This is a genomic window from Comamonas sp. B-9, from assembly GCF_000410635.1.
GTDB lineage: Bacteria > Pseudomonadota > Gammaproteobacteria > Burkholderiales > Burkholderiaceae_C > Comamonas.
This window is the reverse complement of sequence record NZ_KE148544.1, coordinates 15938-29707: the sequence shown is the minus strand read 5'-3', so window position 1 is coordinate 29707 and position 13770 is coordinate 15938. Positions and strand designations below refer to the sequence as shown.

General features: G+C 64.6%; 12 protein-coding genes. All 12 read right to left on the bottom strand.

Going from position 1 to position 13770, the window contains the following annotated elements; all coding sequences use genetic code 11:
* Nucleotides 1–174: 174 nt before the first annotated feature.
* On the bottom strand, nt 175–351 hold the full coding sequence (locus H928_RS32725; protein WP_021026173.1) for a hypothetical protein: 177 nt from the start codon (nt 349–351) through the stop codon (nt 175–177).
* Nucleotides 352–366: 15 nt separating this feature from the next.
* Nucleotides 367–1290 carry a UDP-3-O-acyl-N-acetylglucosamine deacetylase gene (gene lpxC, locus H928_RS0108880; RefSeq protein WP_021026172.1) on the bottom strand — a complete coding sequence of 308 codons (924 nt, stop codon included), beginning with the start codon at nt 1288–1290 and terminating at the stop codon, nt 367–369.
* Nucleotides 1291–1567: 277 nt separating this feature from the next.
* Nucleotides 1568–2815 (bottom strand): cell division protein FtsZ, encoded by a 1248-nt coding sequence (gene ftsZ, locus H928_RS0108875; protein ID WP_021026171.1) that lies wholly within the window; start codon nt 2813–2815, stop codon nt 1568–1570.
* 165 nt (nt 2816–2980) lie between these two features.
* Complete coding sequence (gene ftsA, locus H928_RS0108870) at nt 2981–4210, bottom strand: cell division protein FtsA (RefSeq protein WP_021026170.1); 1230 nt, start codon at nt 4208–4210, stop codon at nt 2981–2983.
* Nucleotides 4211–4269: 59 nt separating this feature from the next.
* Entirely contained in the window at nt 4270–5055 is a 786-nt protein-coding gene (locus H928_RS0108865) for a cell division protein FtsQ/DivIB (RefSeq protein ID WP_232539438.1), read from the bottom strand.
* Between the two features lie 30 nt (nt 5056–5085).
* Entirely contained in the window at nt 5086–6060 is a 975-nt protein-coding gene (locus H928_RS0108860; RefSeq protein ID WP_021026168.1) for a D-alanine--D-alanine ligase, read from the bottom strand.
* Entirely contained in the window at nt 6057–7490 is a 1434-nt protein-coding gene (murC, locus tag H928_RS0108855) for a UDP-N-acetylmuramate--L-alanine ligase (protein WP_027010729.1), read from the bottom strand. The genes H928_RS0108860 and murC overlap by 4 nt, the downstream gene beginning before the upstream one ends.
* Nucleotides 7487–8551, bottom strand: a complete 1065-nt coding sequence (gene murG, locus H928_RS0108850) for an undecaprenyldiphospho-muramoylpentapeptide beta-N-acetylglucosaminyltransferase (protein WP_021026166.1) — start codon at nt 8549–8551, stop codon at nt 7487–7489. The genes murC and murG overlap by 4 nt, the downstream gene beginning before the upstream one ends.
* The gene (gene ftsW, locus H928_RS0108845) at nt 8548–9816 is read right to left on the bottom strand and encodes a putative lipid II flippase FtsW (RefSeq protein WP_021026165.1); all 1269 of its coding nucleotides are present in this window, start codon (nt 9814–9816) and stop codon (nt 8548–8550) included. Before ftsW ends, murG begins: the two co-directional genes overlap by 4 nt.
* Complete coding sequence (gene murD / locus H928_RS0108840; RefSeq protein WP_052329858.1) at nt 9813–11804, bottom strand: UDP-N-acetylmuramoyl-L-alanine--D-glutamate ligase; 1992 nt, start codon at nt 11802–11804, stop codon at nt 9813–9815. The genes ftsW and murD overlap by 4 nt, the downstream gene beginning before the upstream one ends.
* A 5-nt stretch (nt 11805–11809) precedes the next feature.
* Nucleotides 11810–12988, bottom strand: coding sequence for a phospho-N-acetylmuramoyl-pentapeptide-transferase (mraY, locus tag H928_RS0108835; protein WP_021026163.1), 1179 nt, complete (start codon nt 12986–12988; stop codon nt 11810–11812).
* On the bottom strand, nt 12982–13770 hold a 789-nt coding region (locus tag H928_RS33150; RefSeq protein WP_043339366.1), incomplete at its 5' end, for a glutamate ligase domain-containing protein. The genes mraY and H928_RS33150, both read right to left, overlap by 7 nt.

Genomic DNA, 13770 nt, shown 5'->3' with positions numbered 1-13770 from the left:
CGCCACCGTTTACCCAAGGCCGGTGCTGCGCACCGGTATGTGTCATTTGTAAAGTTGGGAAGGAGGCGGCAAAGCCGCATGGGCAGAGGGCTGGGGCCGGTGTTGGCCCGCCCGGGGCAAGCCTGGGTTTACCGCACTTTACCTGTCGCGCGGCCTTCCCAAGGCCGGTCTGGCTCAGACCATGCGGCCGACAAAGAGCACCGCAAAGAAGGCCAGGCCCGCGACCACGGTCCATTTGACCAGCAGCAGGGACCACTGGCGGTAGCGGCGCTGGCCGGTGCCCAGGTAAAAGCAAAAGCTGAGGGCTGCCATCAGCACCAGCAGCATGAAGATCCAGCGAAACAGCAGCATCCGTGCAGCCCAGCCTTACCAGGCCAGCGCAGACTGTGCAAAGCCCTGCGGGGCTTCGCGCACATGGTCAAAGGTGACGATGTCCCAGGCGTCCTGGCGCTGCATCAGCTCGCGCAGCAGCAGGTTGTTGAGGCCATGGCCCGAGCGGAACGCGCTGTAGGCGGCCAGCAAGGGATAGCCCACGATGTAGAGGTCACCGATGGCATCGAGGATCTTGTGTTTGACGAACTCGTCGTCATAGCGCAAACCATCGCTGTTGAGCACCTTGTAGTCGTCCATGACGATGGCGTTGTCCAGACCGCCACCCAATGCCAGGCCGTTGGAGCGCAGCATTTCCACATCCTTGGTGAAGCCAAAGGTGCGGGCGCGGGCAATATCGCGGCTGTAGTTGCCGATGCCCAGGTCGAACTCATAGGTCTGGCCGGTGGAATCCACCGCCGGGTGCGAGAAGTCGATCTCGAAACGCAGCTTGTAGCCATGGTAGGGGTCCAGGCGCGCCCACTTTTGCGCAGCACCCTCGCCCTGGCGGATTTCGACCGGCTTGGTCAGGCGCAAAAAGCGCTTGGGGGCGTTTTGCAGCTCGATACCGGCGCTTTGCAGCAAAAACACAAAGGAGGCCGACGATCCGTCGAGAATCGGGATTTCCTCGGCTGTCACGTCGATATAGAGGTTGTCGATGCCCAGGCCGGCGCAGGCCGACATCACATGCTCCACCGTATGGATGCGCACATCGCCCTTGCCCAGGGTCGAGGCCATGCGGGTGTCCACCACCGCTTCGGCGTTGACGGGGATATCGACCGGCTCGGGCAGGTCCACCCGGCGAAACACAATGCCCGTATTGGGTTGTGCAGGGCGCAAGGTGAGCTCGACCCGCTGGCCGCTGTGCAGGCCCACGCCCACGGCACGGGTTAAAGACTTGATGGTTCGTTGCTGGAGCATAACTCGTTGATTTTACGCCGTACGCCCGCTTGGGACGCGCAAAAATGCCAATCACCCAGATAGTGCAAGCCTTGTAGGACAAACACTTGCCTTGCCGGCCAATCTGTGCACTAAGCCGCTACCCCCGTGCTTGCACGGACAGCGGACGGGACAACGAACAACCACGCAGCCCTCTAATAACAACGCGCTGAACCCCCGAAAGGTTTCAGCGCGTTGTCTTCAAAGCCCGGTCCATCCCAGAGGCTGGATTGGCTTCAACGAAAGCCCCGCAAGGCGATCAGTCCGCCTGCTTGCGCAGGAAGGCGGGGATCTCCAGGTCTTCCATGCCGCTCGACGACATCGCATCGACGCGAGCCGAAGCCGCATTGCGGCCGGTGCGCCAGACCGAGGGGGTCTTCTTGTCGGCAAAGTCGTTGGCAAAGGCATTGCCCATGGGCACCGCATTTTGCACACCCAGACCCGAGACGGGGCTGTTGACCGACTGGGGCGTGTAGGCGATGTCGTCGGTGCCGGTACGCAGACCAGCGCTGCCCTGGATCACCGAGATCGGCTGGCGCTTGGCCACGGGACGGGACAGGCCGGTGGCCAGCACGGTCACGCGGATCTCGTCGCCCAGGGTTTCGTCGTAAGCCGCGCCGAAGATGACATGCGACTCTGGCGAGGCGTAGGCATTGATGGTGCTCATGGCCTGGCGCGATTCGGCCAGCTTCAGGCTGCCCTTGGTCGCGGTCACCAGCACCAGGATGCCCTTGGCGCCCGACAGGTCGATGCCTTCCAGCAGCGGGCAAGCAACCGCTTGTTCCGCAGCGATGCGTGCACGGTCCGGGCCGCTGGCCGTTGCCGTACCCATCATCGCCTTGCCGGGCTCGCTCATCACGGTCTTCACGTCGGCAAAGTCGACGTTGATGTAGCCGTGGTCGTTGATGATCTCGGAGATGCCGCCCACGGCGTTCTTCAGCACATCGTTGGCATGGGCAAAGGCCTGGTCCTGGGTGATGTCGTCGCCCAGCACATCGAGCAGCTTCTCGTTGAGCACCACGATCAGCGAATCCACATTGGCTTCGAGCTCGCTCAGGCCGCCATCGGCATTGGACATGCGGCGCTTGCCTTCCCATTCGAAGGGCTTGGTCACCACGCCCACGGTCAGGATGCCCATTTCCTTGGCGACGCGAGCGATCACAGGGGCAGCGCCGGTGCCGGTACCACCACCCATGCCGGCGGTGATGAACAGCATGTGCGAGCCCACGATCGCAGCGCGGATGTCCTCGATCGCGGATTCGGCAGCCTCGCGGCCGTTCTCAGGCTTGCTGCCCGCACCCAGGCCGGTCTCTCCCAGCTGGATCACGCGGTGGGCATGGCAACGCTCCAGCGCTTGCGCATCGGTGTTGGCCGAAATGAATTCGACACCTTGCACGCTGTTGGCGATCATGTGCTCGACCGCATTGCCACCACCGCCACCGACGCCGATCACCTTGATCTGGGTGCCTTGGTTGAATGTGTTGCCTTCATACATTTCGATGGTCATTGCCTGCTCCTCTCGCTCTCGCGTCAACATGAGAAAAATGGGTTACGAATAATTCACTCTTTAATGAACAATGGATTGCTGGTGGCCCTTTAGGTCTCCAAGGGTCGTACCCTTTGAGCCTTGAAGGGCTGCTTTGCGCCAGCCAACAAGTGGTGTCATGCATGGTTAAAAGTTCCCCACAATAAAGTCCTTCAAACGCCCAAATGCCGATTTCACCGAACCGGACTTCTGGGCCACCTTGTAGCCACGCATGCGGGCCATGCGGGCCTCTTCCAGCAGGCCCATGACGGTGGCAGCACGGGGCTGCGCAACCATCTCGGCCAGGGTGCCGGAATACTTGGGAATGCCGCGTCGCACGGGCTTGAGGAAGATGTCTTCCCCCAGCTCCACCATGCCCGGCATCACCGCGCTGCCGCCCGTCAGCACAATGCCCGACGACAGCACCTCCTCATAACCAGACTCGCGGATGACTTGCTGCACCAGCGAGAAAATTTCTTCGACGCGTGGCTCGATCACGCCAGCCAGCGCCTGCTTGCTCAACAGGCGCGGGCCCCGGTCACCCAGACCGGGCACATCGACCTGCGTGTCCGGATCGGCCAGCAGCTGCTTGGCGCAGCCGCTCTCGACCTTGATGTCCTCGGCGTCCTTGGTCGGCGTGCGCAGCGCCATCGCGATATCGCTGGTGATCAGGTCACCGGCAATCGGGATCACTGCGGTGTGGCGGATCGCGCCACCGGTGAAGATCGACACATCGGTGGTGCCCGCGCCGATATCGACCACGCACACGCCCAGCTCGCGCTCGTCATCGGTCAGCACCGCCTGGCTGGAGGCGAGCGGGTTGAGCAGCAGCTGCTCGACTTCCAGCCCGCAGCGGCGCACGCATTTGATGATGTTCTCGGCCGCGCTTTGCGCCCCGGTCACGATATGGATCTTGGACTCCAGGCGCAGACCGCTCATGCCGATGGGCTCGCGCACATCCTGGCCGTCGATCGCAAACTCCTGGGGCTCGACCAGCAGCAGGCGCTGGTCCGAGGGGATGTTGATCGCCTTGGCGGTGTCGAGCACGCGCGCCACATCGGCCGCCGAGACTTCCTTGTCCTTGACCGCCACCATGCCGCTGGAGTTGATGCCGCGGATATGGCTGCCGGTGATGCCGGTGTAGACGCGCTGGATGTTCAGGTCGGCCATCAGCTCGGCCTCCTTGAGCGCCTGCTGGATGCTCTGCACCGTCGCATCGATGTTCACCACCACACCGCGCTTGAGCCCGTTGCTGGGCGCCACGCCCAGTCCTGCCAGCTTGAGCTCCCCATTGCCCAGCACCTCGGCGACGACCACCATGATCTTGGCGGTGCCGATGTCCAGGCCGACGACCACGTCTTTGCTATCTCGCGCCATAGTCAGTAGCCCTCGCTGATCAAGTGATTGGTATGGTTCATGTTTCGCATCTCTGTGTTTTATTTTTTGACTGGCGCCCGGCCCGCTGCCGAGGTGCCCGTGGTCACCCCTTGCATGCGCACCGCATAGCCCCCCGCATGGCGCAGATCCGCCGACGTCAGCGATGCCACGCTGCGTCTGTAGGTACCGGTGACTTCAGGCAAAGATTCAACAAATTTACGTACCCGCTCGCTCAGGACATCCTCCCGGCCCTGGCCCATCTCGATGACTGCGCCCGACTGCAAAGTGGCCTTCCAGCTGCCGCTGTTCGACTCGGCCAGCGCCACCAGCGCGTTGTCGAGCTTGGCGTAGATGGGCGCGAGCGCGCGGAACATGGCCAGCACCTCTTGCGAGCGCCCAGCCGGGCCCGACAGGTGCGGCAGGTGCAGCAGATCGGGGTCGGCCGAGTCGCCTTCAAACATCTGGCCTTCGCTGTTGAGCAGGCGGGACTCGCCCTCTGCGCCCCAGATCGCCGTGGCATCCTGCTCGGTGATCGTCACCGCCAAGGTGCTGGGGAACTCGCGCTTGATGCGCGCCTGGCGCACCCAGGGCGCCTGCTCGAAGATCCGGCGCGTCTCATCGAGGTCCATCGTGAAGAAGTTGCCCTTCAAGGACGGCATCACATTGGCCTGCAGCGACACGGCGCTGTTGTGTTCGAGCTCGCCCTGCACCACGATGCGCGCAATGCTCAGCGCCGGATGGTGGATGGCCCAGCGCACCCCAGCCAGCACCAGCAACGCGCCGCAGCCGAGGAACAATGCCGTGGCCAGCATGTTCATCAGCTTGACGTCGAAGGGGACTGGCATGGTCTGCTCCATGGATCTCATCTCCTTGTCTTAGAGCTCCGCACCCTGGGCGGCATCGCTCGATGCATTGGCCAGCAGGTGCAAACACAGGTCTTCATAGCTCATGCCGGTGGCACGGGCGGCCATCGGCACCAGCGAATGGCTGGTCATGCCCGGCGAGGTATTGATCTCCAGCAGGAAGAGCTGCTGGTCCGAAGCCCGCACCATCACATCGGCACGCGACCAGCCCCGGCAGCCCAGGGTGCGGAAGGCCTTTTCCGCCAGGTCGCGGATCGCCGCTTCCATCTCGTCTGGCAACTCGCTGGGGCAGAAATACTGGGTGGTGTCGGTGAAGTACTTGTTCTGGTAGTCGTAGTTGCCTTCGGGCGCGACGATCTTGATCACCGGCAGTGCCTTGGCGCTGCGGCCCTGGCCCAGCACGGCACACGTCGTTTCCATGCCTTCGATGAACTGCTCGCACAGCACTTCGGGGTCGTAGCGGGAGGCCAGCGCATAGGCCTGGGCGCATTCTTCGGGGCTGCTGATCTTGGACAGGCCAATGGTCGAGCCCTCGCGTGCGGGCTTGACGATCATTGGCGCGCCCAGTGCGGCCAGCGCATCGCGCGTGTCCTGCTCGCTGGCTGCCATGCGCCACTCGGGGGTGGACAGGCCTTCAAAGCGCCAGATGCGCTTGGTCATGATCTTGTCCATCGCGATGCTCGAGGCCATCACGCCCGGGCCGGTGTAGGGAATGCCCAGCAGCTCCAGCGCGCCCTGCACCGTGCCGTCTTCGCCATGGCGGCCATGCAGCGCGATGAAGCAGCGCGCAAAGCCTTGCTTGCGCAGCTCGCCCAGGTCCTGCTGCGAGGGGTCAAACGCATGCGCATCCACACCCTTGGACTGCAGCGCAGCGAGCACGCCCTTGCCGGACATCAGCGACACCTCGCGCTCTGCCGAGCTCCCGCCCATCAGCACCGCGACCTTGCCCAAGGCCTTCACATCAATATTGTTCATGGTTTCACTCATACCGCGCTCCCCTGCGGCGCTACACGCTCTTGCCCACCCGCCAATGCCATCACCTTGGCGGCCACCGCACCAATCGACCCCGCGCCCATGCACAGCAGCACGTCGCCGTCCTGCGCCTGGTCCAGAATCTGCTGGGGCAGGCTGCTGATCTGCTCGACAAACACCGGCTCGACCTTGCCAGCCACCCGCACCGCGCGGGCCAGCGCGCGGCTGTCGGCCGCCACGATGGGCGTCTCACCAGCGGCATACACCTCGGCCAGCAGCACCGCATCGGCGCCGCCCAGCACCTGGACAAAGTCCTCAAAGCAATCCCGCGTGCGGGTGTAGCGGTGCGGCTGGAAGGCCAGCACCAGCCGGCGGCCCGGAAACGCGCCGCGCGCGGCCGCAATGGTGGCAGCCATTTCGACAGGGTGATGTCCGTAATCGTCAATAACCGTCAACTCGCCGCCGTTGGGCAGCTGGGCCTGGCCATAACGCTGAAAACGGCGCCCCACACCCTTGAAGCCTTGCAGCGCCCGCTGCAGCGCTGCGTCATCGATGCCGATGGCAGCCGCCACACCGACCACGGCCAGCGCATTGAGCACGTTGTGCTCGCCAGGCAGGTTCAGCACCACCTCCAGATCGGGCAAGGGCTGGGCCAGGCGGCGCTGCACGGAAAAGCGCATCTGGCCGTTGTCGGCCTGCAGGTTCACAGCGCGGATCTGGGCGTTCTCGCCCAGGCCGTAGGTCGTGACCTTGCAGGCCACGCGCTCGATGATGTCGCCAACGGCCGGGCTGTCGATGCAGACCACGGCATTGCCATAAAACGGCATGCGGTTCAAAAAATCGACAAAGGCTGTCTTGAGCCGGCCAAAGTCATGGCCATAGGTGTCCATGTGGTCGGCATCGATGTTCGTGACCACCGCCATCACCGGCAGCAGGTTCAGGAACGAGGCATCGGATTCGTCCGCCTCGACCACGATGTACTCACCACTGCCCAGGCGTGCATTGGCGCCGGCGCTGTTGAGCTTGCCGCCAATGACAAAGGTCGGGTCCAGACCGGCTTCGGCCAGCACGCTGGTCACCAGGCTGGTGGTGGTCGTCTTGCCATGGGTGCCGGCAATCGCGATGCCCTTGCGCAGGCGCATCAGCTCAGCGAGCATCAGCGCGCGCGGCACCACCGGAATGCCCATGGCCCGGGCGGCCACCACTTCGGGGTTGTCGGCCTGCACCGCCGTCGATGTCACCACCGCCTGAGCCTGGGCGATATGCGCGGCATCATGGCCCACAAAGGTGGTGATACCGGCATCGCGCAGATGCGCCATGGTGCTGCTGTCCGACAGGTCCGAGCCCGAGACCACATAGCCCAGGTTGTGCAGCACTTCGGCAATGCCGCTCATGCCGGCACCGCCGATACCTACAAAATGAATGCGTTGGATGGCGTGTTTCATCGTGCCACCTCCACGCAGGCATCCGCCACTGCTTGGGCGGCTTCCAATTTCTGCATTTTCTTTGCCTTTTGGGCCATGTCCACCAGGCCCGTCCGCTGCATATTCTCTAGCATCTGAGCCAGGTTTTCCGGGGTCAACACGCTTTGTTGCACCAACCAGCCGGCGCCGGCATCCACCAGAAAGCGCGCATTGGCCGTCTGGTGGTCATCCACCGCCGCCGGAAACGGCACAAACACCGCCGCAGCCCCCACAGCGGCCAGCTCGGTCACCGTGCTGGCGCCTGCGCGGCAGACGATGACATCGGCATCCGCATAGGCCTTGGCCGCATCGTCGATAAAGGGGGTGAGGCTCGCTTGCACACCAGCGGCTGCGTAATTGGCCTGCAGTGCATCGATCTGCTTGGCGCCGCTTTGGTGCGTGACCACCGGGCGGGTCTCGGGTGCCATCCGCGCCAGCGCCTTAGGGACCACCTCGTTCAAGGCCTTGGCGCCCAGGCTGCCGCCCACCACCAGCAGCTGCAGCGGGCCACTGCGGCCGGCAAAGCGCTCAGCAGGTTCTGGCTGCTGCAGGAACTCGGCGCGCAGCGGGTTGCCCACCCACTGGCCGCCGTCAATCGCATGGGGAAAGGCGCTGAACACGCGCTGGGCCATGCGGGCCAGCAGCTTGTTGGCCATGCCCGGCACCGAGTTCTGCTCATGCAGCACGATGGGCACACCGGCCAGCTTGGCCGCCAGGCCGCCGGGCACGGTGATGTAGCCGCCCATGCCCACAACCACATCGGGGCGGACCTTGCGCAGCACGGCGCGCGCCTGCTGCAAGGCCTTCAACAAGCGCAGCGGCATGCCGACCAGGGACATGAGCCCCTTGCCACGCACGCCCGAGAACGCCACCCGCTCCAGCGCAAAGCCCTGGGGCGGCACGAGGCGCTCCTCCATGCTGTCGGGCGCGCCCAGCCAGTGCACGGTCCAGCCACGGCTGCGCAGCTCCTGGGCCACGGCCAGGCCGGGGAAAATATGGCCGCCGGTGCCGCCTGCCATGATCAGTGCCGTCTTGCCGCTCATGATCGCGCCCCCCCGGCACCCATGGCCTTGTTTTCGCAATCGATGCGCAGCACGATGGCAATCGCCACCAGGTTCATCAAGATGGCAGAGCCGCCGAAACTCATCAGCGGCAGGGTCAGGCCCTTGGTGGGCAAGGCGCCCAGGTTCACACCGGCATTGATGAAGGTCTGAAAGCCCAGCCAGATCGCAATACCCTGCGCCACCAAGCCGGAGAAGATGCGGTCCATGCGGATCGCCTGGCGGCCGATCTCGACAATGCGGCGGATCATGAAGAAGAACAGACCCAAGAGCGCAATGATGCCCACCAGGCCCAGTTCCTCGCCGATCACCGCCAGCAAGAAGTCGGTATGCGCCTCGGGCAGCCAGTGCAGCTTCTCGACGCTGCCGCCCAGGCCCACGCCAAAGATCTCGCCCCGGCCAATCGCAATCAGCGAATGCGAGAGCTGGTAGCCCTTGCCCAGCGCATGCTTTTCGCTCCAGGGATCGAGGTAGGCAAAAATCCGTTCGCGCCGCCATTCGGAGGTCATCACGATCAGCGCAAAGGCTGCTACCAGCACCAGCGCGATCAGGAAGAACATGCGGGCATTGACGCCGCCCAGGAACAGGATGCCCATGGCGATCACGGCGATCACCATGAAGGCGCCCATGTCGGGCTCGGCCAGCAGCAGCGCGCCGACGATACCCACGGCCAGCCCCATCGGCAGCACGGCGCGGAAGAAGCGCTCCTTGACCTCCATCTTGCGCACCATGTAATCGGCGGCATACATGATGACCGCGATCTTGGCCAGCTCGGAGGGCTGGAAGTTCATGATGCCCAGCGACAGCCAGCGGCGCGCGCCGTTGACCACCGTGCCCACATGCGGAATCAGCACTGCAATCAGCAGCAGGATCGAGGCAATGAACAGCCAGGGCGCCCAGTGCTCCCAGACCTTCATCGGGATCTGGAAGGTGAGCACCGCCGCCACAAAGCCCAGCCCCACACTCATCAGGTGGCGCTGGAAGAAGTAGTAATGCGCGATCTTGCCGAAGCGCGGGTTGTCCGGCATCGCGATCGAGGCCGAGAACACCATGACGATGCCCCAGGACAGAATGGCCACCACCAGCCAGATCAGCACCTGGTCGGCACCAAAGATATTGGTGGTGTTCGATGGCGTCTGGCGGTACTCATTGCCACCCACGCGCACCGGCAGGATATCCACAGGCTTTTCCCCGGCCGGCTTGAACCAGCCCGAGAACCTGCTGCGCAGTCCGGTATCGGCGCTCATGGCTGCACCTCCAGGCTGGTACCGCGCTCTTCGGCCAGCGCCGCAACGGCCTGGCAGAAGACTTCGGCGCGTTGGCCGTAGTTTTGGAACATGTCAAAGCTGGCGCAGGCCGGCGACATCAGCACCGCGTCGCCTGCGACCGCCTTCTGGCTGGCCAGCAGCACGGCCTCATCCATGCTGGGCGCGTGCAGCAGCGGCACACCGGTGTCGGCCAGTGCGGCCTCGATCAGCGGCGCATCGCGGCCAATCAGCACCACGGCGCGCGCATAGCGCAGCACGGGCGCGGCCAGCGGCGAAAAATCCTGGCCCTTGCCCTCACCGCCCAGGATCAGCACGATGCGGCGCTCGGCACCCAGGCCCATCAGCGCGGCCACTGTGGCGCCCACATTGGTGCCCTTGCTGTCGTCAAAATATTCCACATCGCTGACGATGCCGATGGGCTCGACCCGGTGGCGCTCGCCCCGGTACTCACGCAGGCCAAACAGCATCGGCGCAAAACCGGCGCCTGCCGCATGGCCCAGCGCCAGCGCGGCCAGCGCATTCATCGCGTTGTGGCGGCCCCGGATGCGCAGCGCATCGGCGGGCATCAGCCGCTGCAGGAACACATCGTCAGCAGCCGCCTGGTTGCGCTTGTTGCTGGCACTGTTGCCATCGTCCTGCGCACGCACCAGCCAGGCCATGCCATTGACCACGTCCAGACCGTAGTCACCCACTTGCGTGGGCAGATCCAGGCCAAAGCTGATGTGGGGGCGCAGTTGGGGGCGCTGCAGCTTGACACGCACGGGCGGCGGCAGCATGGCCATCACGGCCGGGTCGTCGCGGTTGAGCACCATCAGCGCATCGCTGCCAAAAATCTTGGCCTTGGCGCCTGCATAGGCCTCCATGCTGCCATGCCAGTCCAGGTGGTCCTGGCTGATATTGAGCACGGTCGCTGCCGTCGGGTTGAAGGCATGCGCATCTTCGAGCTGGAAGCTCGACAGCTCCAACACCCAGGCCTGGGGCAGGCTCTGGGCATCGATATGCTGCGACAGCGTATCGAGCAGGCTGGGGCCGATATTGCCGGCCACGGCCGTGGTCATGCCGGCATGCGCGAGCAATTGCCCCGTGAGCGACGTGACCGTGGTCTTGCCATTGGTCCCCGTGATGGCCAGCACCTTGGGCGCATAGCCATGCGCCTGGGCCAGCGACTGCAGGGCCAGGCTGAAAAGATCCAGCTCGCCGCTGACCGGCAAGCCAATGGCGCGCGCCGCATCAACGACGGGGGCTACGGTTTCGGGGCTCAGGCCAGGCGAACGGTAGACCACGCGCACCGGCTGGCCATCGACCAGCGCGGCGGACAAGGCACCGGCGACAAAACGCACCTCCGGCAGCTCGCTGCGCAGCTGCGCCAAATGGGATGGCGCATCGCGCGTATCCGCCACCGTGACCTGGGCGCCGCAACGCACGCACCAGCGCGCCATCGCCAGACCCGAGATACCCAAACCCAGCACCAGCACCTGCTGCCCTTGCAGTGGATGCTCCTGCCCTTGGGGCCACTGTGCGGGCACCGGCGCATAGACCACCTCGGCCTCCTGGGGCTGTACATCCACCGCGGTCACCTCGCTGCTGGCAGCGTCGGACATGCCAGGATCGGCAAAGATCTGCGCGACAAAGGCCGCCGCATCCTTGGCGGCCGTCAGGGTCGACACATCGGGCACCGGGGCCATGTCCACCGCCGAGGCGTCGGCCGGTGGAGTCACTGCAGCATCGCCGGCCACCACGGCTGCAGCATCCGCTGCGGCCTCCAGCGCGGCCTCATCCATCGTCAAGGCCGCATCCGTGGTCGCAAGCGCCGGTGCCTGGGCATCATCGCCAGGCGCTGCCACCTCAGGCTGCAACGCGGCAGGCTGCGCCAGCTCAGCCGCAGCCACCGGCACTACCGCTGGCGCCAGGGGCGCAGCTGCGGCTTCTGCCAAAGGGTCAAGGGGGTGGAGGTGCTCGGTTGACATGGTGCTCACCGCAGCTTCAAGGTAGACAGACCGATCAGACACAGCAGCATCGTGATGATCCAGAAACGCACAACGACCTGGGTTTCACGCCAGCCGCTCTTTTCAAAATGGTGGTGCAAGGGGGCCATCTTCAACAGGCGCCGGCCTTCGCCATAGCGCTTCTTGGTGTACTTGAACCAGACCACCTGCATCATCACCGACACCGCTTCGGCCACAAAGATGCCACCCATGATGGCCAGCACAATCTCCTGGCGAACGATCACCGCGATCGTGCCCAGCGCGCCGCCCAGAGCCAGCGCGCCCACATCGCCCATGAAGACCTGGGCCGGGTGGGTGTTGAACCACAGGAAAGCCAGGCCCGCGCCCGTCATCGCGCAGCAGAACACCAGCAGCTCACCGGTGCCGCCAATGTGCGGGAACAGCAGGTAGCGCGAGAAATTCACGCTGCCGGTCACATAGGCGAACACGCCCAGGGCCGAGCCGACCATCACCACCGGCATGATGGCCAGGCCGTCAAGCCCGTCGGTTAGGTTGACGGCATTGCTCGCGCCCACGATGACCAGGTAGGTCATGATCACAAAGCCCAGCACGCCCAGCGGGTAGTTCACCTGCTTGAAGAAGGGCACCATCAGGCCGGCGTTGGGTGGCAGATCGAGCGAGAAGCCCGACTGCACCCAACTAACGAACAGGCTCCAGACCTCGGCATTGGTGTTTTCCGAGATGCAGAACACCAGGGCCAGCGCGGAGGCCAGGCCCAGCACCGACTGCCAGAAATACTTCTCGCGCGAGCGCATGCCTTCGGGGTCCTTGTTGACCACCTTGCGCCAGTCGTCCACCCAGCCAATGGCACCAAAGCCCCAGGTGACGATCAGCACGATCCAGACAAAGCGGTTGGACAGGTCAAACCACAGCACGGTCGAGATGGTGATCGCCAGCAGTATCAAAACGCCGCCCATCGTCGGGGTGCCGCTCTTGCTCAAATGGCTTTGCATCGCATAGCCCCGGATGGGCTGGCCGATCTTCAGCGCCGACAAGGTACGGATGACCTTGGGGCCGGCCACCAGGCCGATCACCAGCGCCGTCATCGCCGCCATCACCGCGCGGAAGGTCAGGTACTGGAAGATGCGCAAAAAGCCGAACTCGGGCGAGAGGCTTTGCAACCAGCTGGCGAGCACAATCAGCATGCGGCCTCCTCATGGGCGCTCAGGCCCTTGTCTGCGCACGACTGCATCGCCTGCACCACTTGCTCCATCTTCATGAACCGCGAACCTTTGACCAACACACTGCCCAACTGAGGCATCAACTTGCACACCGCATCCTGCAAGGCAGGCATGCTCTCGAAATGCTGAGCGCCTTCACCAAAGGCCTCGGCGGCCGACTGGCTTTGGGCGCCCAAAGTAAACAACTGGACGATGCCATGCTGCTTGGCCAGCGCACCGGCCTCGGCATGGAACTGGGGCCCTTGGTCGCCCACCTCGCCCATATCACCCAGCACCAAGAGCTGGGCGGCTGGCAGCTCGGCCAGCACCTCGATCGCGGCCTGCACCGAATCCGGGTTGGCGTTGTAGCTGTCATCGACCACCGTCAGGCTGCGGCCGGCGACGGGCAGGGCCAGCGCGCGCGAACGGCCCTTGACCGGCTCGAACGCCGACAGGCCCTGGGCAATGGCGGCCAGCGGCACACCGGCGGCATGGGCGCAAGCAGCGGCGGCCAAGGCATTGCGCACGTTGTGGCGGCCGGCAATCTGCAGCACCACGGGCGCAGCGCCACCGGGCAGGTGCAGCTGCAAATGCCAGGCACCCTCTTGCCACTGCACATCGCTGGCAAAAGCCTGGGCGCCATCGGCCTGCTCACCAAAGAGGCAGGTGGCCCGGCCGGCAGCCAACTCTTGCCACAAGGGGGTGTAGGTATCGCCAGCAGGGAACACCGCCACGCCATCGGCCGGCAGCGCGGCGAGCACGCTGCC